The 25,097-nt window shown below is 70.6% G+C and carries 18 protein-coding genes; 13 read left to right on the forward strand and 5 right to left on the reverse strand.

Annotated elements, in window-relative coordinates:
- The 5 genes from NL1_RS17695 to proB form a co-directional block, all read left to right on the forward strand.
- Positions 1-2,424 (forward strand): Rne/Rng family ribonuclease (locus tag NL1_RS17695; protein WP_067840750.1); only part of this gene is annotated, 2,424 nt, incomplete at its 5' end.
- A gap of 297 nt (positions 2,425-2,721) precedes the next feature.
- Positions 2,722-3,033 carry a 50S ribosomal protein L21 gene (gene rplU / locus NL1_RS17700; RefSeq protein WP_067840751.1) on the forward strand — a complete coding sequence of 104 codons (312 nt, stop codon included), beginning with the start codon at positions 2,722-2,724 and terminating at the stop codon, positions 3,031-3,033.
- 22 nt (positions 3,034-3,055) lie between these two features.
- Entirely contained in the window at positions 3,056-3,322 is a 267-nt protein-coding gene (gene rpmA, locus NL1_RS17705) for a 50S ribosomal protein L27 (protein WP_067840753.1), read from the forward strand.
- Between the two features lie 142 nt (positions 3,323-3,464).
- Positions 3,465-4,925, forward strand: a complete 1,461-nt coding sequence (obgE, locus tag NL1_RS17710) for a GTPase ObgE (RefSeq protein ID WP_067840754.1) — start codon at positions 3,465-3,467, stop codon at positions 4,923-4,925.
- A gap of 138 nt (positions 4,926-5,063) precedes the next feature.
- Positions 5,064-6,179, forward strand: coding sequence for a glutamate 5-kinase (gene proB, locus NL1_RS17715; RefSeq protein ID WP_067840834.1), 1,116 nt, complete (start codon positions 5,064-5,066; stop codon positions 6,177-6,179).
- Positions 6,180-7,040: 861 nt separating this feature from the next.
- Here the strand turns inward: proB and NL1_RS17720 are convergent.
- The 3 genes from NL1_RS17720 to NL1_RS17730 form a co-directional block, all read right to left on the reverse strand.
- Positions 7,041-8,321, reverse strand: a complete 1,281-nt coding sequence (locus NL1_RS17720) for a hypothetical protein (RefSeq protein ID WP_067840756.1) — start codon at positions 8,319-8,321, stop codon at positions 7,041-7,043.
- A complete protein-coding gene (locus NL1_RS17725) occupies positions 8,318-8,692 on the reverse strand; it encodes a hypothetical protein (protein WP_067840757.1) in 375 nt (124 codons plus the stop codon). The genes NL1_RS17720 and NL1_RS17725 overlap by 4 nt, the downstream gene beginning before the upstream one ends.
- 105 nt (positions 8,693-8,797) lie before the next feature.
- Positions 8,798-9,511 (reverse strand): ESX secretion-associated protein EspG, encoded by a 714-nt coding sequence (locus tag NL1_RS17730; RefSeq protein WP_067840759.1) that lies wholly within the window; start codon positions 9,509-9,511, stop codon positions 8,798-8,800.
- A 219-nt stretch (positions 9,512-9,730) separates the two neighbouring features.
- On the opposite strand from NL1_RS17730, the gene NL1_RS17735 reads away from it, so the two are divergent.
- From NL1_RS17735 to NL1_RS17770, 8 genes are read left to right on the forward strand one after another with little or no spacing between them, the layout of a single operon-like run.
- Entirely contained in the window at positions 9,731-12,445 is a 2,715-nt protein-coding gene (locus NL1_RS17735) for a phosphoenolpyruvate synthase (protein ID WP_084510708.1), read from the forward strand.
- Positions 12,435-16,409 carry an AMP-binding protein gene (locus NL1_RS39585; RefSeq protein ID WP_084510709.1) on the forward strand — a complete coding sequence of 1,325 codons (3,975 nt, stop codon included), beginning with the start codon at positions 12,435-12,437 and terminating at the stop codon, positions 16,407-16,409. Before NL1_RS17735 ends, NL1_RS39585 begins: the two co-directional genes overlap by 11 nt.
- Positions 16,406-16,675: an acyl carrier protein gene (locus NL1_RS17745; RefSeq protein ID WP_067840760.1), complete on the forward strand. Its 270-nt coding sequence runs from the start codon at positions 16,406-16,408 to the stop codon at positions 16,673-16,675. Before NL1_RS39585 ends, NL1_RS17745 begins: the two co-directional genes overlap by 4 nt.
- The gene (locus NL1_RS17750; protein WP_067840762.1) at positions 16,668-17,759 is read left to right on the forward strand and encodes an SDR family oxidoreductase; all 1,092 of its coding nucleotides are present in this window, start codon (positions 16,668-16,670) and stop codon (positions 17,757-17,759) included. The genes NL1_RS17745 and NL1_RS17750 overlap by 8 nt, the downstream gene beginning before the upstream one ends.
- Positions 17,756-18,688 carry a nucleoside-diphosphate kinase gene (locus tag NL1_RS17755; RefSeq protein WP_245673354.1) on the forward strand — a complete coding sequence of 311 codons (933 nt, stop codon included), beginning with the start codon at positions 17,756-17,758 and terminating at the stop codon, positions 18,686-18,688. The genes NL1_RS17750 and NL1_RS17755 overlap by 4 nt, the downstream gene beginning before the upstream one ends.
- Complete coding sequence (locus NL1_RS17760; protein WP_245673355.1) at positions 18,685-19,671, forward strand: ScbA/BarX family gamma-butyrolactone biosynthesis protein; 987 nt, start codon at positions 18,685-18,687, stop codon at positions 19,669-19,671. Before NL1_RS17755 ends, NL1_RS17760 begins: the two co-directional genes overlap by 4 nt.
- Complete coding sequence (locus NL1_RS17765; protein WP_067840765.1) at positions 19,668-20,288, forward strand: nitroreductase family protein; 621 nt, start codon at positions 19,668-19,670, stop codon at positions 20,286-20,288. Before NL1_RS17760 ends, NL1_RS17765 begins: the two co-directional genes overlap by 4 nt.
- Positions 20,285-21,214, forward strand: coding sequence for a UbiA prenyltransferase family protein (locus tag NL1_RS17770; RefSeq protein ID WP_067840767.1), 930 nt, complete (start codon positions 20,285-20,287; stop codon positions 21,212-21,214). Before NL1_RS17765 ends, NL1_RS17770 begins: the two co-directional genes overlap by 4 nt.
- A gap of 33 nt (positions 21,215-21,247) precedes the next feature.
- Here the strand turns inward: NL1_RS17770 and NL1_RS17775 are convergent, their stop codons facing one another.
- Both NL1_RS17775 and NL1_RS17780 read right to left on the reverse strand, forming a co-directional pair.
- Positions 21,248-22,348: a methyltransferase gene (locus NL1_RS17775; RefSeq protein WP_067840769.1), complete on the reverse strand. Its 1,101-nt coding sequence runs from the start codon at positions 22,346-22,348 to the stop codon at positions 21,248-21,250.
- A gap of 130 nt (positions 22,349-22,478) precedes the next feature.
- Positions 22,479-25,082 (reverse strand): cytochrome P450, encoded by a 2,604-nt coding sequence (locus NL1_RS17780; protein ID WP_067840840.1) that lies wholly within the window; start codon positions 25,080-25,082, stop codon positions 22,479-22,481.
- Between the last annotated feature and the right edge of the window lie 15 nt (positions 25,083-25,097).

The following is a 25,097-nucleotide window of genomic DNA, read 5'->3' on the forward strand; positions in this document are numbered from 1 at the left end:
GAGGACGAGCACGCCGAGGACGAGCCCGCCGAGGCCGCCGAGGGACCGGAAGCCGCGGAGCCGTCCGACGAGGGCGAGGCCGACGGCGAGACCGAGGAATCGGTGCCGGAGGGCGCGAGCCGCCGCCGCCGTCGCCGTCGGCGCCGCAAGGTCGGCGGTGAGGGCGGCGAGGCCGAGGCCGCCGACGACGACCCGCCGAACACCGTCGTGCACGAGCGCGAGCCGCGCACCAAGAGCCGCAGCCGGGCCGCTTCGGACGAGGTGCAGGGCATCACCGGCTCCACCCGCCTCGAGGCGAAGCGTCAGCGTCGCCGCGACGGTCGTGAGGCCGGTCGCCGCCGCCCGCCGATCCTGACCGAGTCGGAGTTCCTGGCCCGCCGCGAGGCGGTCGACCGGGTGATGGTGGTGCGCGAGAAGTCCTACTCCGAACACCCGACCGCCACCCAGGTCGCGGTGCTCGAGGACAACATCCTCGTCGAGCACTTCGTCACCAACACCGGCCAGGCCTCCATGGTCGGCAACGTCTACCTCGGCAAGGTGCAGAACGTGCTGCCCAGCATGGAGGCGGCGTTCGTCGACATCGGCCGTGGCCGCAACGGTGTGCTGTACGCGGGCGAGGTGAACTGGGAGGCCGCCGGGCTCGGCGGCAAGGAGCGCAAGATCGAGCAGGCGCTCAAGCCCGGCGATCAGGTGCTCGTCCAGGTCTCGAAGGACCCGGTCGGGCACAAGGGCGCCCGGCTGACCACCCAGATCAGCCTGGCAGGCCGCTTCCTGGTGTACGTGCCAGGCGGCACCTCCACCGGCATCAGCCGCAAGCTGCCCGACACCGAGCGCAAGCGCCTGAAGGAGATCCTGCGCGACATCGTGCCCGCCGACGCGGGCGTGATCATCCGCACCGCCTCCGAGGGCGTCAGCGAGGCCGAGCTGGCCCGCGATGTGGAGCGGCTGCAGACCACCTGGCGTTCCATCGAGGAGCAGGCCAAGAAGGACGGCGGCGCGCCGAAGACGCTGTACGAGGAGCCCGATCTCCTGGTCAAGGTCATCCGCGACCTGTTCAACGAGGACTTCTCGAAGCTGGTCATCGAGGGCGACCGGGCGTGGAGCACGGTCGAGAACTACATCCGCACCGTCGCGCCGGATCTGCTCGCGCGGGTCGCCCGGCACGAGAACAACAACGTGGACGTGTTCGAGACCTTCCGCATCGACGAGCAGTTGGCCAAGGCGCTCGATCGCAAGGTGTGGCTGCCCTCCGGCGGCACTCTGGTGATCGACCGCACCGAGGCCATGACCGTCATCGACGTGAACACCGGCAAGTTCACCGGTTCGGGCAACAGCAACTTGGAGGAGACCGTCACCAGGAACAACCTGGAGGCGGCCGAGGAGATCGTGCGCCAGATGCGGCTGCGCGACATCGGCGGCATGATCGTCGTCGACTTCATCGACATGGTGCTGGAGTCGAACCGCGATCTGGTGCTGCGCCGCCTGACCGAGGCGCTCGGCCGGGACCGCACCCGGCACCAGGTCTCCGAGGTGACCTCGCTCGGCCTGGTCCAGATGACCCGCAAGAAGCTGGGCACCGGACTGGTCGAGGCGTTCTCGTCGACCTGCGAGCACTGCCACGGCCGGGGCATCCTGGTGCACACCTACCCGGTGGAGCCGTCGTCCGCGGAGGAGACCGCGACCCGTCGCGAGAGCGGCTCGCGTCGCCGTCGCGGCCGGGACAAGGGCGCAGCCGCCGCGGCCGTCACCACCAACGGGACGCCGCAGCCGAGCGAGGCGGTCGAGGAAGAGGCCGCCGTCAAGCGGGCGCATCCGGTGGCGCTGGCCATGGCCGCGCACACCGCCCCGGAAGCCGAGACCGAGGAGGCCGCGGAGGCGATCGCCGAGGCGACCGAGGCCGAAGCGGTGGCGGCGAACGTTGCCGACGCCGTGGCCGCCGCGGAAGAGGCGCTGGCCGAGGAGGCCGCCGAGGTCGAGACGGTCGCCGGGGAGCCCGCCGAGGTCGAAACGGTGGCCGAGGAAGCCGCCGAAGCCGAGGCGGTGGCCGAAGAAGCCGCCGAGGCCGAGGCCGTCGTGACCGCAGCCGCCGAGACCGAGCGGGTTCCGGTGACCGAGGTCGCCGAGCCCGAGCCGGTGCGGGAGAAGGTGGCGGTCGCGGAGGCCGCTGTCGCCGCCTCCGACAGGTCGGTTGCCAACGGTGAACCGGAGCCCCGGCCGACAGGTCGCCGTCGGCGTGTGGCGCGTTCGGCGGCCGCGCCCGCGGCCGACAGCGCCGGAGCGGTGTTCGTGCTGTCCAGCACCGACCAGGGCGCGCCCGCGGTCGACTATTCGCAGCCGGAGCCGGTCGAACTGCCGCAGCGCGGGCGTCCGCGGCGCAGGGCCGTCGGCCGTCCCGCCGGCCCGCCGGTCGATACGCCCAGCTGAGTGCATCGTGGCGATTCGGCCGGTCGAACCCGAGAGGGGCGGCCGGCCGAATCCGTTCCGGCGTCGAACAGCTCGGTGAAAACCGCGCGTGACAGGGTTGCCGAGCGAGTGCCAGCCGTCGAATTGGGTCGTAGGCCGGGGCTCTGGTAGCCTTGGACGGTCGCTGCCTGGCGATGCGCCCGAAGCTGCAGACGCAGCGAGGTTTGCGCCCCGTGCGGCAACAAGCCAAGACAACTCACGTCGCGACCTGTGGCGTGAGTGAAGCACGAGAAGACATCGAGTGGAGGAAGCCGACCGATGGCAACGTACGCGATCGTCAAGACCGGCGGAAAGCAGTACAAGGTCGCGGTCGGTGACCTGGTGAAGGTCGAAAAGATCGAGGGTGCGCCGGGTGCCGCCGTCGAGCTCTCGCCCGTCCTCGTGGTGGACGGCGCCGAACTGACCACCGACGCGGCCAAGCTGGCCGAGCGTTCGGTGACCGCGGAGCTGGTCGAGCAGACCAAGGGCCCCAAGATCCGCATCCACAAGTTCAAGAACAAGACCGGCTACCACAAGCGCCAGGGTCACCGTCAGCCGCTGACGGTCCTGAAGGTCACCGGCATCAAGTAAGACATCCCGAGGAGACTCAGCTATGGCACACAAGAAGGGCGCGTCCAGCTCCCGGAACGGACGCGATTCCAACGCCCAGCGACTCGGCGTCAAGCGCTTCGGCGGCCAGTCCGTCAAAGCAGGCGAGATCCTGGTGCGTCAGCGTGGTACCCACTTCCACCCCGGCGTGAACGTCGGTCGCGGCGGTGACGACACCCTGTTCGCTCTCGAGGCGGGCGCGGTCCAGTTCGGCACCAAGCGTGGCCGCAAGACCGTCAACATCGTCGTCCCGGAACCGGTTCAGGCCTGACCGCCTAGCCGATCCAGACAAAGCCGAGCGGGTCAGGGTATGTCACCCTGACCCGCTTTTCGCGTTCTCGTGGCGGCAGCCGCCGGGGAATCAGCGCGAGCCCTCGAAGAACGACCAGCCCAGAAGGAGGATGATTCGACCCATGTCGAAATTCATCGACCGTGTCGTGCTGCACGTGCGTGCCGGGAAGGGCGGTCATGGGTGCGCGTCGGTGCACCGCGAGAAGTTCAAGCCGCTCGGCGGACCGGACGGCGGCAACGGCGGCAACGGCGGCGACGTCATCCTCGAGGTCGACGCGAACGTGCACACCCTGCTGGACTTCCACTTCCATCCGCACGCCAAGGCGGGCAGCGGCAAGCCGGGCGAGGGCGGCAACCGGGACGGCAAGACCGGCGGCGACCTGCTGCTGAAGGTGCCGGACGGCACCGTCGTACTGGGCAAGGACGGCGAGATCATGGCCGACCTGGTCGGCGCGGGCAACCGCTACGTCGCCGCGCGCGGCGGACGCGGCGGTCTCGGTAACGCGTCGCTGGCCTCGAAGGCGCGCAAGGCGCCCGGCTTCGCGCTGCTCGGCGAGGAGGGCGAGGAACGCGATCTCGTTCTGGAGCTCAAGTCGGTCGCCGACGTCGGTCTGGTCGGCTTCCCGTCGGCGGGCAAGTCCTCGCTGGTCTCGGTGCTCTCCGCGGCCAAGCCGAAGATCGCCGACTACCCGTTCACCACACTCGTGCCCAACCTCGGCGTGGTGGCCAGCGGTGACACCACCTTCACCATCGCCGACGTGCCCGGCCTGATTCCCGGCGCCAGCGAGGGCCGCGGCCTCGGCCTGGACTTCCTGCGCCACCTGGAGCGCTGCGCGGTGCTCGCGCACGTCGTCGACTGCGCGACCCTCGAACCCGGCCGCGACCCCGTCTCCGACGTCGACGCCCTCGAGGCCGAGCTGGCCGCGTACAAGCCCGCGCTCGCCGCCGACGCCGGTCTCGGTGACCTGGCCGATCGCCCCCGCGTGGTGATCCTCAACAAGACCGACGTCCCCGACGGCGCCGAGCTGGCCGAGATGGTAGCGGCCGAGTTCACCGAACGCGGCTGGCCGGTCTTCGAGATCTCCGCCGTGAGCCGAGCGGGCTTGCGCCCCTTGACTTTCGCGCTCGCCGACCTGGTCCGCGAATACCGCGAGGCGCACCCGAAGGCCGCGCCGAAGCGTGCGGTGATCCGGCCGATCGCGGTGGACGAGTCCGGCTTCAGCGTCATCGCCGACCCGGAGGAGCCGGGCGGCTTCATCGTGCGCGGCTCGCGCCCGGAGCGGTGGGTGCGCCAGACCCAGTTCGACAACGACGAGGCCGTCGGCTACCTGGCCGACCGGCTGGCCCGCCTCGGCGTCGAGGAGGAGCTGGTGCGCCTCGGGGCCGAACCGGGTGCACCGGTCACCATCGGCGATGTCAGCTTCGACTGGGAGCCGCAGATCTCGGCGGGCATCGACCGGGTGCCCACCGGTCGCGGCACCGACGTTCGTTTGGAGCAGACCGACCGGGTCGGCGCCGCCGAGCGCAAGCACGCCTCGCGCGTGCGCCGCGGCCTGGTCGCCGAGGACGAAGACGAGTCGTGAAAACGACCGCCGCCGAACGGTTTCGAACGTCCGGCGGCGGATCGGGTGGATGACCGGCGTGGCCGGTCGGACAGCACATTCGGTTGCGGTACAGGGAGTTCAGTTGTGACGCAGGTGAATTCGGAGCTAGCGGACGCGGTGTCGCCCGGCGGGCTCAGTGAGGCGCGGCAGGCGATCGCCTCGGCGCGCAGTGTCGTGGTGAAGATCGGCTCGTCGGCCTTGACCAGCCTGAAGGGCGGTCTGGACACGACACGGCTGGACCGCCTCGCCGACGCCGTCGAGGCCCGCATGCGCGCGGGTTCGGACGTCGTCGTCGTCTCTTCCGGCGCCATCGGCGCGGGTATCGCTCCGCTCGGATTGTCCAGCCGCCCAAGGGATCTGGCGACCAAGCAGGCGGCGGCGAGTGTCGGCCAGCTGGCGCTGGCGCACGCGTGGGGCACCTCCTTCGCCCGCTACGGCCGCACCGTCGGCCAGGTGCTGCTCAGCGCCGACGACTTCTCCCGCCGCGAGCACCATCGCAACGCCCAGCGCACCCTGGACCGGCTGCGTTCGCTCGGCGCGGTCGCGGTGGTGAACGAGAACGACACGGTCGCCACCGAAGAGATCCGGTTCGGCGACAACGACCGGCTCGCGGCCCTCGTCGCGCACCTGGTCGGCGCCGACGCCCTGATCCTGCTCTCCGACGTGGAGGGCCTCTACGACGGCGATCCGCGCAAGGGCGCGGCCAAGTTCATCCCCGAGGTCCGCAGCAGCGCCGATCTGGACGGCGTCATTGCGGGCAGCGGCGGCGCGCTCGGTACCGGCGGCATGGCCTCCAAGCTCTCCGCTGCGCGACTGGCCGCCGACGCAGGCGTCCCCGTCCTGCTCGCCGCCGCCGAGGAAGCCGCCACCGCGCTCGCCTCCGGCACCGTCGGCACCGCCTTCGCCGCGCGCCCGGTCCGCCTGTCGGCCCGCAAGTTCTGGGTCCGCCACGCGGCCGACAGCCGCGGCGCCCTCGTCCTCGACGACGGCGCCGTGCAGGCCGTCGCCCACCGCCGCCGCTCCCTGCTCGCCGCGGGCATCACCGCCGTCCGCGGCCGCTTCTACGGCGGCGACGTGGTCGACCTCCTCTCGACCGATCACCGCCTCATCGCCCGCGGCGTTGTCGAATACGACAGCACCGAACTGTCCACCATGCTCGGCCGCTCCACCACCGAACTCCCGGACACCATGCAGCGCCCGGTAATCCACGCCGACGACCTGGTCAAAACCTGAACCCGCTCCCCACCCCATCAACCAACCTGCCGTTCCACACACGGCGTGTACCCCTCACACCTCCACCGGCTGTGTGACGCGTACGAGCGCTATGTGGCGACGATCCGAAACCGCGCGCCGCGCCGCCAGTGCCACGTGCACTTCGCATACCGTGTGTCCTCCTCGCAGAGGTTGTAGCGTCTGCGAGGAGTGTGAAGGGTCTGCGACGACTCGCTGGGGTGGAGCCCTGGGTTCCGGGTGTCCCGGATGGGGTCGGAGGCTGGTTCCGGTCGCGGCTTCGCGCCTAGGAGCAAGCCGGACTGCGGCTCACTCGGCTCCTCGCCGAGTCGTGTAAAGCACTGGGCCGCAGCATTTCTCGATGCATTGCGCCCCCGCTGTGTCCGCATCGACGACAGGCGGCCACTCTCCCGAACACAGCGGTTGGTCTGCACCGCACATTGCCAAGCGCGGTGCCGGGCCGTAGTCGAGTCGTGCCCCTCGCACCGGGTGTAGGAGGGTACGAGCGCGGTGCAGGGGCCGCCAAGTCCCGCGTGGGGTGGCGCGGGCTGGGTGGTTGCCGGCCGTGTCGGATCGAGTTACCACGCCGGGTTGGTCGGTGTGGGAGGAGCTTTGGTTCGGAGCCGCCGGGATTGGGCCCGCACCCGGCCGTCCCACACACCGCGCGTACCCCTCACACCTTCACCTGCTGTGTGACGCGTACAAGCGGTGTGTGGCAACGATCCGAACCCGCGGGCATCACAGCGCCACCAGTGCCACGTGCACTTCGCATATCGTTTGTCCTCCTCGCAGGGGTTGTGGCGTGTGCGAGGAGTGTGAAGGGTCTGCGACGACTCTCTGGGGTGGAGAGTGTCGGTTCGGGGGTTAGCTGGGTGTGCCGGATTGGGGTACCACGCCGGGTTGGTCGGTGTGGGAGGAGCCTTGGTTCTGGGCCTCCGGGATGGGGCCTGTGACGCCGGGCTGGCCGCCCGGGTCGGGGAGTGGCTGGGTCTCGCCGTAGTGCGGAGCCGGTTCCGGTTCCGGGGTCGGGGGCGGGGGCGCCTCCTGGGTGGGTGGTGGCGCGGGGATGTCCTGGGTTGGCGGGGGTGCCTGCTGGGTCGGCGGAGCGGGGGGCTCCTGGGTAGGCGGTGGTGCGTCCAGGGTGGGTGGTGGTGCCGGGTTCTCCTGGCTCGGTGGCGGAGCGTCTTGGGTGGGCGGAGGCGCTTGCTGGGTCGGCGGCGCCGGTGTCTCTTGGGCAGGGGGTGGCGCGTCCGGCGCTTGGGTTGGGGGCGGTGCCGGGGCTTCTTCGGTAGGCGGTGGGGTGTCCGAGGTCGGCGGCGCTTGGGCAGGTGGTGGCGCTGGAGTCTCCTCGGTAGGCGGTGGTGCGTCCAGGGTGGGCGGCGCCTGAGTGGTCGGCGGCGCGGGGGTTTCCTGGGTCGGCGGCGCGTCGGGGGTCGGAGACGGTGTCTGCGATTCCGGGGCCGATGGTTCGGGCACCGAATCGAGGGGCGGTTCCGATGGCGAATCCGCTCCCGGCGGAACGCTTTCCGATCCGCGCGGCGTCTCCGTCCCGTACTCCGTCGACCCGTTCGGCGACTGCGGGATCATCCCGGCGTCCGGAACGGTCGGCAGCACAGGCGGTTCCGGCAGCGCGGGGACGCCGTTGCCCGCCATCGTGTAGGCGGGCTTGTACACCATGTTCATCGCGAGCACGGCTTCCTGCCGCAGCGCCTCCTGCGCCATCTGCGCGTCGATGACGTTCGCCGCCTCGAGCAGTTGTGCGATGGCGCCGATCGGCCCGGAACTGCCGGGCGGCACGACGGCCAGCTTGACCGCTTCGGCCGCGGCCGCCACGCCGCCGAGCCGCGCACCGACCTGACCCATGACGGCGCTGAGCTCGTCGACGGAGGCGGCGAAGCTGCGGGTGCTCGCGTAGGCGGCGTTCGCTGCGGCGCCTTCCCATTCCATGCCGTTCATGAGGCGGTCCACGCTGCCGCGAGTGAGCGGCATCGAGCTGGCCAGTGCGGCGGCGACCTCGAGCCAGGCGACCGAGGCGCGCAGGATCTCCCCGGCGTCGATCTGCTGGGCCTTGGCGTAGATCTCCTCGTGCGGCACCGACTCGAAGTGCTCCATCGAGTTGATGTAGGTGGGGTCGGTGCCTGTCATCGGGGCAGCCTCGTTTCCACTGCGCGCAGCGCGGCCGCGTTGGCGGCGTCGGCTTCTTCGTAGAGTCCGGCGCTGATCAGGAACGCTTCCTTCATGCGGTAGGCGGCCTCGATGTAGTGGTCGAGCAATTCCGCCGCGTCGCGTGCCTTGTGCCCGAAACCGGCCTGTAGTTGCTGCGAGGAGACGAACCCGCCGAATCCCTGCAGGTCGGCTACGGATTCGAGCCGCTGCTGCAAGTAGATCAGCCGGTCGGCCTGATGGTCGTACATCTCGGCGCACCGCCGCGCGGCGTCCGGATCGAACTTGACGGTGCCTGCCTGCGCTTCCTGCTTGAACCGCGCTATATCGGCTCGGCTGGTCTCGATCGTCATGCGCACCCCCGGGGATCGGTCGGTCCGCTTCAGCCTAATGGTTGCGGCCGGGCGGAGTCCGCCCAAAGCCCGCGTGTGGCCGCAGCGATGGCGGAGGTACGCCGCTCACCTGGCCTGCGCTGGAATGCGTTTCTGCAGTTGCGCGGCGATCTGTTCCGGCGAGGCGGGCACGATGTGCACGGTGTCGCCCGCTTTGATCAGGTAACGCCCGTCGCCCTGCACATCGATCCAGGTGTAGTGGATCGCGGAGACCGGTTCGTCCCGATCCAGGCGCGCTTCGATGCGCAGGTGGCCCTCGGCGGTGTGCGGTTTGAGCAGCAGCCTGCGGATGGGGTTCGCGGTGGGCTGGGTGGCGACGACGGTCTCGGTATCGCGGACCGCGGCGGCGGTCGCGGCGCGCGCAGGTTCACGTCCGGCCGGTGTCTTCGGTAGCAGCGCGGCGATGCGGTTGCCGAGCTTGCTCGCGTGTCCGATCGAGAGGCGCACGCGGCCGCCGAAATCGGGTCGGGCGCCGGGTTCCTGGACGGCGAGCACCGCGCGGTCGTACACCGTGCAGGCCAGCAGCCGCAGCTCGCTGTTCGGGGTGTGCGCGCCGCCGATGGCCACGATCCTGGTGTGCGGATCGGCGAGGATCCGCAGGCAGGCGGACAGATCGGGGTCGGCGCGCAGCGGCAGGCTCTGATTCAGCTGGGCGCGCAGCGCCTCGGCCTCGTGCTCGGTCCGCGGCGTCTCCAGGATGCGCAGCGGGTACGGGTGGCGATCCACCTCTGTTTCCCGCCAGATGTGGGCGAACTCGTCCGGGGTGAACGTCCAACCCACGCCGAATCACTCCTCACCGAACCCACCGAACTGCCCGCAGCATAACGGTGTCGCATGCCCCGCGACGAACTGTTCGGGAACTGGTACCACTGGATCAGGGGCTAACGCCGCGCCGACAACTCGGATATACCCAGACAAACCCTTGGTTTTCGCGCGGCCGATCGCAAGCCCGGGGCGCCAGGCTCCGGCGCGTCGATCAAGGGCGATGGGAGAGATGCCGTGCAGGTACTCGGGTCGTGGGACGAACCGGCGACGATCGCCGCGGCGGGTGGCAAGGCGCGCGGATTGCACACCGTCCACAATGGCGGGTTCCGCGTTCCCGACTGGGTGGCGCTGGGTACCGATGCATTCGATTGCTTCCTCGCCGAACACGGTCTGGCCGAGACGGTTTCCGCGATCGGCGCGGTGGACGACCTGGAGCGTGCGCTGGCGCTGGCCGCCGAGTTGCGCGCCGCGATCTCGGCGGCGCCGCTGCCGTCCGGCCTGCGGGAACTGATCGCCGACGGATACGCACGGATCGGCGGTGGTCCGATCGCGGTGCGCTCCTCGACGGTCGTCGAGGACGGCGCCGAACACTCCTACGCGGGGCAGTTCGACTCCTTCCTCAACGTCAACGGGGTCGCGGCGGTCGCCGACCGGGTGCGGGACTGCTGGGCATCGGCTTTCTCCGAGCGGTCGATACGGTACGCCTTCGCGCGGGCGCGTCCGGTCGGCGGCGCGCCGGGCGTGGTGCTGCAACGGCTGGTGGCCGCGCGGGCCAGCGGCGTGCTGTTCACCGCGAATCCCAGCACCGGCGCGCCCGGCGAACTGGTGATCAGCGCGGTGTACGGCCTCGGTGAGGGCCTGGTGTCCGGCGCGGTCGACGCGGACACGGTCACCGTCGAGAAGGCGACCGGCGCCGTGCTGGACACGGTCGTCGGCGCCAAGGACAGCAGCTACGTCCCCGCCGCGGAGCAGGGGTGTGAGGTCGGCGAGGTGGCGGCGGTGCTGCGTGAGCGCGCCGTGCTCACCGACGCCGAGATCGCCGAGCTGTCGGAGGTGGGGCGCAAGATCGAAATCGTCTGCGGCGCACCGCAGGACATCGAGTGGGCGCTGGACGACGTGGGACTGTGGATACTTCAGTCCCGCCCGATCACCACCGAACCGGTACCGCACGCGCCGGACGCGCTCCTGCGCGGCGCCGGTGAGCCGCTCGCGCCCGGCGAACTGCGAATCTGGGACAACTCCAACATCATCGAGAGCTTCAACGGCGTCACCTCCCCGCTGACCTACACCGTCGCGGCGGGCATCTACGGTCGCGTGTACCGCGGCTACGCCGCCTCGCTGCGGGTGCCGCCCGCCCAGCTGCGGCAGACCGACGCCTGGACTCCGGTGCTGCTCGGCTACTTTCACGGCCGGGTGTACTACAACCTGCTGCACTGGTACCGGATGGTGGGTATCGCGCCGGGCTACCCGCTCAACCGCCGGGTGCTGGAAGCGGCGCTCGGGGTGGCCGAGCCGCTCGCCGACGACCTCGCGAAGACATTGCGGCCCTTCACCTTCCGCAACCCGCTGGCCCGCCTGCGCTCCCGTGCGGTGACCACGGCGACCTATCTGCGCCGGCTGTTCGGCATCGATGCCATGGTCGACGACTTCCTCGCCGAGTTCTACCGCGTCTACGACGAATACGACGCACTCGACTACGCGTCGCTGTCCGGCGAACAGGCCTACGCCGCCTACCGCACGGTCGATCGCGATCTCGTCGAGCGCTGGGGCCCGCTGATGGTGCTGGACGCGATCCTGCTGACCTGCACCGGCCTGCTCTACGCGCTGACCAAGGCGCTGTTGCCCGATGCGCCCGAGTGGTTCCTCTACGCGGTCGTCGGCCCTGGCGCCGACGTCGAATCGGCCGAGCCCGCCCGCGCGATGACCGCGCTCGCCAGGACGGTGCATGCCGACCCGGAGCTGACGGCGCTGGTGCAGTCGACTCCGCCGGACCGGCTGTTCGACACGCTGGCCGATCATCCCGATTTCCGCGCCGAGATCGACGCCTACCTGGACCGCTACGGCTACCGCAGCCTGGACGAACTGAAGCTCGAGACGCCGGATCTCCGGGAGGACCCGTCGGGGTTGTTCATCATGCTGCGCAGCGCGCTGGGCCGGGTGCACGAGGAGGCGGCGCCGTCGGATCGACGCGACGAGGCCGAGGCCTATCTCGACGCCCACCTGCGCGGCCCGCGCCGCCGGGTCTACGAACGCCTGCGCGGCAAGGTGTCGCGGTGCGCCGCCCATCGCGAGCGTCTGCGGTTCTGCCGCACCAGGGCTTTCGGCATGGTGAAGCGGATGATCCGGGCGATGGGCCGGGATCTGGTCGAACGCGGCGTGCTCGACGAGTTCGCGGACGTGTTCCACCTGACGGTGGACGAACTGCGCGGCTGCTACGAGGGCGCCGACACAGATCCGCTGCGCGCGCTGGTCGTGGCGCGCAAGGCGCAGCGCGCCGCCGATGCCGAACTGGTCGCGCCCGCCCGGTTCGTCACCAGGGGCGGCGCGTTCGGGCGGGCGGAACTGGCCGCGCAGGGCTGGGTGCCGGTCCGCGACATGCCCGCGGCGACCGCGGGCACCGTCCTCAGCGGCACGCCGTCGGCGGCGGGGACGGTGGAGGGCGAGGCGGTGGTCGTCGGAGAGCCGAGCGACGTGGCGGGCGGCATCCTGGTGGCGTACCGGACCGACCCGGGCTGGGTCGCGGCGCTGCCCTCGGCGTCGGCGCTGGTGATCGAACGCGGCAGCCCGCTGACCCACGTGGCGATCGTGGCGCGCGAACTCGGGGTGCCGACGGTCGTTCAGGTCAAGGACGTCACGAAGAAAATACGGACCAGTATGCGAATTCGGGTGGATGGAACTGCCGGAACGGTTACTGTGCTGTCCGAAGGAGATCACCGCGATGGCACCTGACAAAGATGTTGCGGCCGTGCGAGATTGGCTCCTGCGACCCGCGCGGGAGACCGGTGTCCACTTGGCCGATGAGGCCGACGGCTGGGAGTTCCGCAGCTACCACGACCTGGCCGAGCAATCGTGGTCCATCGCCGCGCTCATGCGCGAACACGGACTCGCGGGCGGCGAGGGCGCGTGCGTCATCATGCCGACCGGATTCGCCTGTACCGCGGCCTTTTACGCGGTGTGGGCCTGCGGCGGCGTGTTTACGCCCATCGCACCGCCCCTGTTCGGCGACCTCGACCAGATCGTCGCGCACATAGCGGCCATCCTCGCCGCCGCCGAGCCGCGACTGGTGGTCACGTCGCCGGAATTCGAGGACTTGGTGTGCCGCGCGGCGGTCGCGGCCGGTCGGACCGACGAGCCGCTGGTGATCGGAGCGTGGCTGCCGCAGCCGCCCGCCCGGCGCGAGCTCGGCGCACCCGCCGAGTGCGCGTTGCTCCAGTTCACCTCCGGGTCCACCGGGACGCCGCGCGGGGTGCGGGTCAGCTGGCGCAACCTGGCCAACAACATCGCCATGATCTCCGGACTCGTCGACTGGCGCCCTGGCGAGGCCATGGTGTCGTGGCTGCCGCTCTACCACGACATGGGCTTGGTCGGCGCGTTCCTGACGACCGTCACGAACCAGGGCGATCTCTACCTGATGCGACCGGACCAGTTCGTTCGCGATCCGGCCCGCTGGCTGCGCGCGATGGCCGCGGCCCAGCACTCGCCGTCGCCCTCGTTCGCGCTCGGCTATGTGGCGCACCGGGTCCGGCCGGAGGAGATCGCCGATCTCGACCTGTCCGGCTGGCGCACCCTGGCCGTCGGCTCCGAGCCGGTGGAAGTGGCCGACCTGCAAGCGTTCGCCGAGCTCACCGGCCCTCGCGGCTTCTCGATGGACGCCTACACCCTGGCCTACGGTCTGGCCGAGGCCACGCTCATGGTGACCTCCTCGGCCCGGCGACGGCCGATCACCGCGCTGCGCCTGGACACGCCGAACCTGCGCTTCGGGCAACCCGTCGGAGTGCTGGCGGAAGGGACGCTCGACGACGCCCATCGGGTCGAGGGCGCGGGCTGGATCACCGGACTCGGCTACTCGACACCGGAATCGACGGTCCGCGCGGTGGACGAGGCGGGGCGCGAGCTGCCCGACGGGGTGCTCGGCGAACTGGTGGTCGTCGGCGATTCGGTGGCCATGGGCTACACCGGGGACGGCGAAGACGGCGCGACCCGGATACGAAACGGCGAGCTGCACACCGGTGACGCCGGATTCCTTTACCGCGGTGAGGTTTTCGTGCTCGGCAGGATGGGCACCAGCCTGAAGGTACGCGGGCGCTCGGTGTTCATGGAGGATGTCGAATCTCGTGTCGCGGGGGAGACCGGGATCACGAAGGGCAAGCTGGCCGCCGTCGCGCTCACCGAACTGGGCGCGCCCGGCATCGCGTTGTTCGCCGAAGCGCCGTCCGGGGACTGGATTGCCCAGGCGCGCCGAGTGATTCGCGGCGAACTCGGCCCCGCTGCCGCGATCACCATCGTCACCGGCCCTCGGGGCACGATCCGGCGCACGTCCAGCGGTAAGCCGCGCCGCCGCCACCTGTGGCAGCTGTTCCGGGACGGCGGGCTCACGGGGGTGGAGGTCCACGAGGCCGACGGAACCGCCGGATCGACCGCTGCGCTGCGAGTGGGTTCCAATGCGCCACCGGTGGGTTCCGCTGCGCCCGCGCGCGCTCTATCGGTGGAGCATGACCGTCAGCTGCTCGACTTCGCGCTAACCGCCGAGGCGCAGCCGGGATCCTTTGCCCCCGAAGACCGCCGATCCGCAGATGCGGACCGACCGGAGTCGAACGACGCGCGACCGACTGTGCCCCGCGCCGAGCGCACCGAGAACGTTCGACCACTGGCATCCGCCGCGCCAACGCCTGCCCTGCCAACCGAGCGCGTGCGTCAACTTCTCGACTCCGCGCTGGAAAGCGTTGCGCTTCCCGAGGATTCGGTGGTGCTGTTCGAAGGCTCGCTGGCCGAGGGCTTCGGCAACGAAGGTTCGGACGTGGACTTCCTTGCGGTCGTCCCCGGAACCGAAGAACTGCCGACCTTGCCGACGGTCTTGTTCATCGACGGTCGCCGCGTGGAGGTCCGGAGCCGCTCGGCGGCCCAGCTGCGGCGCCAGCTCGACCAGGCCGCCGCTGGCGATCCGGCCGCGCCGGATGAGGATCTGCTCAACCGCTGCCAGCGCTTCTTGCGCGCCACGGTGGTCCGGCCCGGCGCGGTCGACATCGACGGCTTGCGCGCGCTGCTTCCGCACGACGACTTCCGAACTCGAATGTCGCAGTGGTGGACCGCCCGCGCGGTGCAGGCGCTGCGTTATGCCGCGGCGCTGCGTGCGCTGCGCGCGCCCGACGAGGCGAGCGAGTGGGCCCGCGACGGACTGCTGCAAGCCATGAAGGCATGGGCGGCCCGCCGCGGCGAGACCTATCTCGAGACCAAATGGCTGCCGCACCAACTCGATCGGATCGGCCCTCACGATGTCATCGACCGCTACCGGGAGCTGAGCGACCCCAAGACGTGGACCTTCGAGAGCCTGTGCGGGGACAACGGTGACGCCGTGCCCGAGCTGACGACCAACGGACACCGCACAGTCGAGCCAGACTCGTTGTCCACCATGGAATTCGAGCACCTGCGCGAGGACGACGGTGACGCCGTGCCCGAGCTGACGACGAACCGACACCGCACAGTCGAGCCAGACTCGTTGTCCACCATGGAATTCGAGCACCTGCGCGAGGACGACGGTGATGCCATGCCCGAGCTGACGACCAACGGGCACCGCACAATCGAGCCGGACTCGTTGTCCGCCACAGCATCCGGATCGCCGCAGACCGTGCTACACCCTGATGTGCCCACCCTCCCGGACTCCCCGGCGCACCGCTCGGCCGAAGACACAACCTGGCAGCACCTCTGGCAACTGGTCGCCGATCTCGGCGTCGAAGAAACGACCGACGACCCGCACCGCATCCTTTTCGCCCGCCGCCAGGGCGTGACGACGTGGACCATCGGCGGCCGGGTGCACGTCGTCCGCGACGATCGCGACGTCTTCGCGCTCTCCGACGCCGCCGCCCGCGCCTGGCGATCGGTGGTCTTCAAGCATTCGGTGCGCGACGTGCTGACCCGCTCCCCGCGCGACATCGCCACGGAGCTGGCCGAATTCGTGCGACTCGGCCTGGTCGGCTTGCAGTGGCGAGGCGCGGGCCCGATCGAACCCGCGCTCGCCATGTGCAAGCCCGCCGCGCCCTACACGCCGGTGCCGAGCGCATATCGTCCCGCTCTCGGGCTGACCGGTGCGGCTCGCGACGACGCGATCGCCACCTTGTCTCCGCTGCCCGCGCGGCGCTTCACCGAATGCGCGCTGCACCTGGTGTGGTCGAACATCGTGCTGGAGAACGCCAGGGAGGATCTGGCGGGTGCGGTGAAGAACGGCCAAGGCGGTGTCGCCGATATCGCGGCACACCGGCTGGTCGCCATGGCGGTGCGGATCTTGCTGTCCGCCTTCGGCATTCACCCGCTGCCCGCCGACGTGGCCCCGGCCACCACGGTCGCGCGCCTGCTGCCGCCCGGCGCGCCGCGACGCGCGGAGGTGCTGGCGCACCTCGATGCCGCGCGCCGGGTGCGGTTCTCGGCGCTGCTGCGCGACGGCGACACCCTTGCCGGACTCGCGATCCTCGACGACTTCGTCGAGGTGGTGCGTGGCGTCGCGGGCGGTGCCGACGCGGCGGTGGCCTTCCCCGCATCGTTCGACTCGCGCGAGCAGTGGCGGCGCACCCTGGCGATCGGTTACGACTGGCTGCGCCTGGCCGCCTACCTGAACACCGACCTGCCTCTCGACGAGGCCCGCGACCTGCTCACCACCGGTGGCCACCAGCCCCATCTCCGGGAAAGCGAATCCTCATGACCGCCGCCGCCGACACCACCCTGGCCGCCCGGGTGCGACGCCTCGTCCGGACCATGGCGCCCGAACCGCCCGCCGATCTCGCCGACGAGCACCGCCTCGTGGAGGATCTCGGCTTCGACTCGCTGCGACTGATGGAGCTGACCGTGGTGCTGGAGCGGGCCTTCGAGCTACCGCGGCAACGGCCGGAGGACCTGGTCGGGGTCCGCCGGGTCGGCGAGGTGATCGCGCTGGTCGCGGGCGGCGCACGGGGGAGCGGTCATGGGTGAGCGCGAGACCGTGCTGGTCACCGGCGCGACCGGCCTGGTCGGCGCCGAGGTGGTCGCCCGGCTCTCGGCCGCGAGCAGGCCGGTCGCCGCGGTGCTGCACAGCAACGCCGAGATCGTCCGCAACGACGGCACGGTCCTGGAGGCTGGCACCGCGGTGGCGGGCGACATCCGCCGCCCCGGCTTCGGCCTGTCGGCGCGTGACACCGTCGACTTGGCCGAGCGGGTCGGCCTGATCGTGCACTGCGCCGCCACCACCGCCTTCGACGCGCCTGCCGCCGCCTACGACGAGCTCAACGTGCGTGGCGCCGCGCACGCGATCGATCTGGCGCAGGAGTGGGACGTGCCGCTGGTGCACGTCAGCACCGCGTACGTGTGCGGAAGGCGCGGCGGAACGGTCGGCGAGGACGAGCTCGACGTCGGCCAGTCCTTCGGAAACGGCTACGAGCGCAGCAAGTTCCGCGCCGAACAGCTGGTGCACGCGGCGGGCGAGCGGGGACTGCAATGGGCGATCGTGCGGCCCGGCATCGTCACCGGCGCCGCGGCCACCGGAGAGATCCGCGAATACAAGAACCTGTACACCGTCGTGAAGCTGATGGTCGAGGGCAAGCTGCGCACCCTGCCCGGCCGCTACGACGCGACTCTGGCGCTGGCGCCGGTCGACCACGTGGCCGACGTGATCGCCGCGGCCGTACTGGATTTCGACTCGGCGAGCTTCCGCACCCTGCACGCGCTCGGTCGCGACGCCCTCTCGCTGCGCGAGGTGTCCGACGTGCTGGCCGAGTACCCGTCCTTCGAGGTGGCGACCTTCGTGCCGGAATCCACGTTCGCCGAGGAGGATCTGGATCCGGTCGAGCGCGAGTACTACCGCAGGATCGGCGCGCTCTACACCAGCTACTTCGAGCGCAGGCTCGACTTCGACACCACCCGCGCCGAGATACTGCTGGGCCGCCCCGCGCCGCCTACCGGCAAGGAATACCTGCGCCTGCTGCTGGACTACTGCCTGGAAAGGGGCTACCTCGGCGTCCCGCTGCCGTCGATCGACGAAGTGCTGGCCGCCAACGGTTTCGGCGGAGCCGCGCGATGACGGCGATGCCACTCGATCGGGGCGGCGCGTCGCTGCACGCCCTGCTCGGCGAGCTGACACCCGCCGCGGCCAAGATCGACGCCTACGCCGGCGACACGTACGTGCAGGAGAGCGTCGAACAGCTCGAGCGGCTCGGCATCGATCCCGTCGGCTTCGCCAGACAGCACTCGCTGTTGCTGCTCAAGCCGGACGCGATCGTGGCGCGCGCCGTCGAGCCGACGTTGCAATGGCTGCCCGCCAACGGTTTCCGCGTCGTCGCGGCGCACCGGATGCGGGTGAACCGGCACCTGGTGCGTGCGCTGTGGTACTTCGCGTGGAACATCGCCTCGCCCGAGCGCAGGCGGCTCGCCGATCTGCTGATCGACATCTCGGAAGTGCTCGTCCTGGTCGTGCACGGCGCCGACGGCGCGCTGCCGGTGCCGGTCCGCCTCACCGAGGCCAAGGGCGCCACCGATCCGCGCAAACGCAATCCCGGCGAACTCCGATACCTGCTCGGCAGGCACAACTTCCTGCTGAATCTGGTGCACTCGCCCGACGATCCTGCCGACGTGCTCCGCGAACTCGCCGTCTACTTCGACGAGAACACCCGCGCGGACCTGCTCGGGCAGGCGACCGCCGGGCTGGACCGCACGGCGGCGGTCAGCGCGTTGGCCGCCGACCTGTACGCGCAGGTCCCGGCGCGTAGTTTCGACCGCGACGACGCGCTGCGTGGCGTCCTCGACGATCTGCGCCGCGCCGGAATCGCCGCGGGCGCCGCCGAGGACGCGGACGGTGCGCGGCTGCTGTATTCGGCGTGGGCCGCGGGCGCGCAGCTGGATCCCTGGTCGGTCCTGGTGCTCGGGTCCTATGTGCTTCCGATGCGGGTGGGCTTGCAGCCGCAGACGCTGCCGCCCGTGGCCGCGCGAGAATGGTTGGAGGGCCGATCGTGACAACACACGCGGCAGTCGAGAAGACCGCCACGCACAACCGCACCATCCCCAGGCAGCTGGCGCACCGCTGCGCGGTCTCGGAGGTGTTCGTCACCTCGCTGGACACCATCGGGCCCGATGTCTTCCTGGCAGGCGCGCAACTACCCCGCATGCACGCCTACTACGGCGACCACGCCGGATCGCTCGGCCTGCGCCACGATCCGCTGGTGGTGATGGAGGCCGCAAGGCAGGCGGCGATCGCCGTGACCCACGAGTTCTACGGTGTGCCCGCGGATATGGCGTTCATCGTGCGGACCTTCAACGGCACCGGCTCGGACACCCCGGCATGGGAGATCGGCATTGCCCCCGCGGATTTGGTGATGCAGGTGCGGATACCGCGCAGGCACCGCCGCGGTGAAGCGCTCCAGGGCCTGGACATGGTGCTGGAGATCTTCTCCGGCGGCGAGCCGATGCTCACGGTCGACGGCTCGTTCTCCTGGACGACCCAGCGCCAGTGGAACGCAGTGCGTCACCAGTTCCGGGAAAGCTTGGGACTCGGCCCCTTTCACGGTGCTGCGGCGCTGGGTGAGCGCGCCGAGGCGGCCGCGGTGGGCCGGGAGAACCGGCGCAATGTCGTGATCGCCACACCGGAGACGGACGGTCGTGCCGCCCGTGCCGCGCTCGTCCCCGACCTGTCCCACCCGTTCCTGTTCGACCACCAGCTCGACCACGTGCCTGGCAGCCTGCTGATCGAGGCGTGCAGGCAGACCGCGCTGAGCATGGTGCTGCGCGATATGCCCCGATTGGTCTGTGTGGCAAGCACCTTCGATCGATTCGTGGAACTGGATCTGCCCGCCGAGTGCGTCGCGGAGATCACCGAGCCCGGCCTGGACACCACCGTCGTGCACTGCGAGATCCGGCAGGCCGACGCCGTCGCCGCCAGCATCGACCTCGAATTCGACGCGGACGCTCTCGATTCCGAGACGCTGGCGGACCCCCGATGAACGCCGCCGAGCTGCTGCGGACGACCCGCGCGTTCCGCAGGCGGCTGGATCTCACCCGCCCGGTGGACCGCGCCGAGCTGCTGGACTGCCTCGACACCGCCGTGCACGCGCCGAGCGGCACCAACCGGCAGCCGTGGCGTTTCCTCGTCGTCCAGGACCCGCGCACCCGGCAACAGATCGCGGAGTACTACCGGAAGGGTTTCGCGGCGTACCTGTCGGCCCGCACCCCGCGGCCCGACCAGCTCGGCGACCTCGCCTCCGGCCGATATCTGGCCGAGCGCATGCACGAGGTCCCCGCGCTGGTGCTGGTCTGCTCGCTGGGCCGCCCGCCGGCGACGGGTTCGGCGCTGCACCTGGCCAGCTTCTACGGCTCGGTCTATCCGGCCGTCTGGAACTTCCTGCTCTCCCTGCACGATCGCGGACTCGGCGGCACCATGACCACCGCGCACCTGGCCTACGAGCGCGAGGTGGCCGAGCTGCTGGCCATTCCCTTCGAGGAGGTCACTCAAGTCGCGCTACTCCCGGTTGCCCATCTGCGGCCCGGCTCACCGGCTCGGGCCCCGCGCAGGCTGCCCGCGGCCGAGGTCACCGCGTGGGACCGGTGGGGCGGGACATGAGTACCGACGTGCGCTCACCGCTGGATTCGGTACGGCGCGTCGCACGCTTCACCGCCGTGATGTACAAGCCGCACTACCTGCTGTACGGCATCCTCTTCGTGCTGGCCTTGGAGGGAACGGCCGCCCTGGTGTCTCAACCGGAGATTCCGTGGCGGCCGAGCGGGGCCACCGTGTTGCGCATCGTGGTCGTGGCCTTCGTGCTGCTGTATCTGCGGATGGTCGACGAGCAGAAGGACTTGGACTACGACCGGGTCCACAACCCGGATCGGCCCCTGGTCACAGGCGCGGTCAGCGCGGGCGAGCTGCGCGCGGCCATGGGCGCGATCGCGGTCGGCGCGATCGGCGCGAGCCTTGTCCTGTCGGTGGCTTCCGGCGTGGCGATCGCGGCGGTGCTGGCGTACGGGGTGTTCCTGTGGGCCGTGGAGCGGCGCTCGGCCGCGGTGCGCGACGACATCCTGCTCAATCTCGTTGTCACGTATCCGGTTCAGCTCTTGGTCGCCGCGTACGTCCTCGTTTCGGCGATCGACACCGGAGAGGTCGCCGCAGAGTGGCAGACGGCCGCTGCGGTGGCGATCTTCGCGGGCGCGTTCCTGCAGTTCGAGTTCGCCCGCAAGACTTCGCGGGAACGGCGTCCGGGGGAGCACCTGTATTCGAATCGGCTGGGGGTCGCGGGCAGTGTGGCCGCGATCCTCGGGTTCGCCGCGCTCGCGGTGGCGGTCGAGCTCGTGCTGGTCCGGCCGTGGGAGGACAGCGGCGCGCGTGCCCTGATCGCGTGGATTCCCCCGGCGCTGTTGCTGATTCCCGTCTACGGAGAATGGCGGTTCCTGCGTTCGGACGAACCCGAGCATCCGATCCTGCCCGCCGTCGCCTTCGTCCTCGCCCTGTACCTGGCGCTCATCGGGCAGGCGTTGGTCTGCACGACCTGAGCGGTCAGCCTCCGTAGCGCCGGAGGAAGTTGGCTACAGGTCGGCCGGGCGTGCTTCGAGAATGTTGTCGGGGGAGACGGTCGGGATGACGCGCAGCAGCGTGAAGCCGTAGCGCGCCAGCAGATCTCGGTATTCCGACTCGGTGCGTTCGCGGCCCCCGGCGTTCACCAGCATCTCGATGTCGATGTACTTGCCGGGATGCGGCCGATTGTGCTCGGGCAGTACCAGTTCGACGAGCAGCAGCCGCGCGTCGGGGCGCATGGCGGCGTGCAGGGTGCGCAGAATCTGTCCCGCCTCTTTCTCCGGCCAGTCGTGGATGATGTGCTTGAGCAGGTAGGCGTCCCCACCCTCGGGCACGGCCTCGAAGAACGATCCGGCCGTGACGGTGCAGCGATCGGTCACGCCGCGCGCGGCCAGGCCTGGCGCTGCATCGACGACCACTTCGGGCAGGTCGTACAAGACGCCGCGGGATCGCGGTGCGCGGCGCAGGATCTCGGCGAGCAGGCTGCCGTGCCCGCCGCCGACGTCGACGATGGTGTCGTAGCGCGTGAAATCGTGTGCGGCCAAAAGCGGTTCGAGGGCGAGTGTGCTGATGCTGGTCATCGCGTTGTCGAACAGCTCGCCGAGCTCGCGGTCGGTCTGCACGTACTCGAAGAACGGCATGCCGTTCAGTGCGGGGCCCACCGGCAGGCCGGTGCGTACCGCGTCGGTGAGGTGTGACCAGTGGCCGCGATGCTGGGCGGACCCGAAGAACAGAAACGCGTCGCGCAGCGACACCGGGGCGTCCCGGCACAGTGCCCGCGCCTGCGGGGTCAGCCGGTAGGCGCCGTCGCGCCGCCTGGCGAAGATGCCGTGGCTGATCAGCAGGCGCAACAGCCGGTGCAGCGCGTCCTCGTCGGCGTCCACCGCGGCGGCCAGCTCCGCGCCCTGCCGCGGACCGCGGGCGAGCTCGTCGGCGATGCCCAGCTCGGCGGCGGTCGCGATGGCCTGCGCCAGCCAGCCGGACGTCATCATCTCCATCAGCGCGATATGACCGGGAACCAGTTTTCGATGCAGCACCGCCAGTGCGCCGCGAAAGCGTTCGACCGCGTGCAGCAGGGGGAGGGGCGGCATCGGGGTTCGTCCGTAGGCCATGGGCGGTCCATTCCATCGGTCGGTGGTCGGCACACACGCTCATCGAGCAGCGTACGTCGAGCGCCCGGTTGTTCGACGGATAAGCAGGACAAGCCAGGAACAACGGGATGTCGAACCCGCCCCGCTCCGATCACCTGCGGTGCAGCACGACCGGCAGCTTGGACGGCGAGGGCACGAAATCGAGGGTGGTCGGCCGCACCCGATAGCCCGGGTCGGGCTCCGGCCGCCAGCGCGCGAACAGCGCCGCGGTCGCGAGCGTGATGGTCATGACGGCGAAGTTGTTGCCGGGACAGTGCCGCTCTCCCACGCCGAACGGCAGGATCGCCTGCTTGTCGATCTCCGCGACCCGTCCGGCGAACCACCGATCCGGATCGAAGGTTTCGGGCGCGGGGTAGTAGCGCTCGGTGTGGTGCACGAGGTACGGGCTGTACACCACCATCGCGCCGTCGGGCAGGGTGACGCCGCCGACGGTGACCGGCCCGTCGGCGGTCTGCGTGCTCACCCACGGCCCCCAGAACCGCAGCGTTTCCAGCACCACCAGCCGCAGGTAGGGCAGCGTCATGACGTGGTCCGGCCGGACCGGCCCCCCGTCGACGAAATCGTCCAGCTCCCTGCGCAATTCGTCGCCGATGTCGGGGTTGCGCATGGTCTCGTGCCAGGCCCAGGCCATGATCGACGCCGTCGAGCCGACGCCCGCCGCCAGCATCAGGATCAGCTCGTCGACGATCTCCTCGTCGGACAGGCGCGCGCCGGTCTCCGGATCGGTGTGGCGGACCAGGGCCGAGAGCACGTCGTGGAAATCCCGGTCGGCCCTGCGATATTCAGCGACCACCGCGGCGATCTGTGCCCGCAGCGCGGCGGACTTCGCGACGAAGCGGTGATTCGCGATCACCCGCAGCCGCCGCACCGGCGGTGGCAGCGCGGCGCGCTGGATCACCTGACCCAGCAACCACGGAATGTTCTTGCGCACCTCGCGTTTCGCGTCCGCGCCGAAGTCGGCGGTGAACAGAGTGGCGGAGATGGTGTCCAGGACCAGCCGGTGCGCCTCTTCCACCAGGTTCAGCGGGCGATCGGCGGGGAGCGCGTCGGCCCACGCATTGGCCACTTCCGCGGCGACGGCGGTGTACTCGGCGAGCCTGCGCCTGCGCAGCGCCGGGGCGATCATGCGGCGACGCAACTCGTGCGGTGGGCCGCTGAGCACGTTCGAGGCGCCGCGGATCACCTCGTGCATCGCCTCCCGCAGCTCTTCGCGGTGGAACGCCCCGGCCTCACCGAAGCCGACCTCGCGGATCAGCTCGGGCGTCGTCAGGACGTAGGCGGGGCGCGGGCCGAGATAGATGCGCACGATCGGCCCGATCTCGGCCAGCCCGGCGACGAACGGCAACCCGCCGCGCACCGCGGCGAGGCTGTGACCGAGCAGCGGGAGACGACCGGGAGCGGTGGGAATGACGGCCTGCGCCGAGGCCCGGCCTGCGCCGCCTGTCAGCGCGGTGTACTCGGCGGTGACCTGGGCGATCAGCCGTGACTGCCGCGCCGTTTCGGCATATTCGCTGAGGATCTTCCGCATCGGGATCAGCCGCGCCGGGTCGGCGGCCAGATCGCGCAGGGTCGCGGCGATCGACTCGACCGAGGGATCCGGCGTGCGCACACCGCCGCCGGGCGGCACCGTCTCCGCGAGGTCGGGATCGCAGTAGACCGCGGGCAGCCCCATGGCGACCGCCTCCAGCAGCGCCATGCCCTGGGTGTCGAATCCCGAGGAGGGAAACAGCAGCACGTCGTGCGCCGCCATCGCGAGGAGGCAGTCGAGTTGGGGCACGCCGCCGTGCAGCCGGACGCGGCTTGCGAGCCCGCCCGCCTCGATCGCCGCGCGGGCCGCCGCCTCCTGATCGCCCGTGCCGTATACGTCCAACGTGCAGCCGGGCGTTCTACGGACGGCCTCGATCGCTTCCAGCAGCCGCTTCTCCGGTGACAACCGCGCGCACCACAGCACCCGCAGGGGCGGTGCACTTTCCGCGGCATCGACGGTGGAAGACGCTGTGGTGTCGTTCGTTTCGACCACCGCGGGCATTGTCGATGCCGCGGCGCGGGCGCTGTCGAGCAGTTCGTCGTCGATGCCGTTGGAGATCACCCGGATCGGGCGGTCCAGCCCATGCGCGCGGAATCTGTCGGCAAAGTGTTCGGTCGGCACGATCACCCGGTCGGCGGCGCGCGCGTGGTTCACCATCGTGTGCCAGGCATGCCGCGCCGCGCGCGATGTGTCCTTGTGCGACACCGATTTTCGATGTGCGACGAAGCGGCCGTGCAGCGCCCGCAGGGTGAGCGCGGACAGATACGGCGTCGGTGAGGTGTGCTGGATGAAGGCGTCGTCACGACTGTGCACCGTCTGCACCACCGGAATCCCGTGGCGGCGCGCGGCGCGCAGCCCGGCGATCGCGACGCCGTAGGTGGTCTGCAGGTGCACGATGTCGACCGGACCGCGGTCGGCGAAGGCCGCGTCGATGCGGCGACTGTTCTCCGGTGTCGGCAGCACCATCGCGAATCCGTTCACCCGCACACCCGCGAGTGCCGAAAGGACCACCAGGTCCGGGTCGGGTTCGGTAGATTCCGGCGTGGGAGCGGCGAACACCGTGACCCGGTGACCGGCCCGTACCAGGCCGCGCCGCAGGGCGTTCACGGACGTCTGGATCCCGCCGAGAGTCGCGGGATGGAAGTCGGTGAACAACGCGACGTGCATGGCCACCACCGTACG

This window comes from Nocardia lijiangensis NBRC 108240, assembly GCF_001613045.1.
GTDB lineage: Bacteria > Actinomycetota > Actinomycetes > Mycobacteriales > Mycobacteriaceae > Nocardia > Nocardia lijiangensis.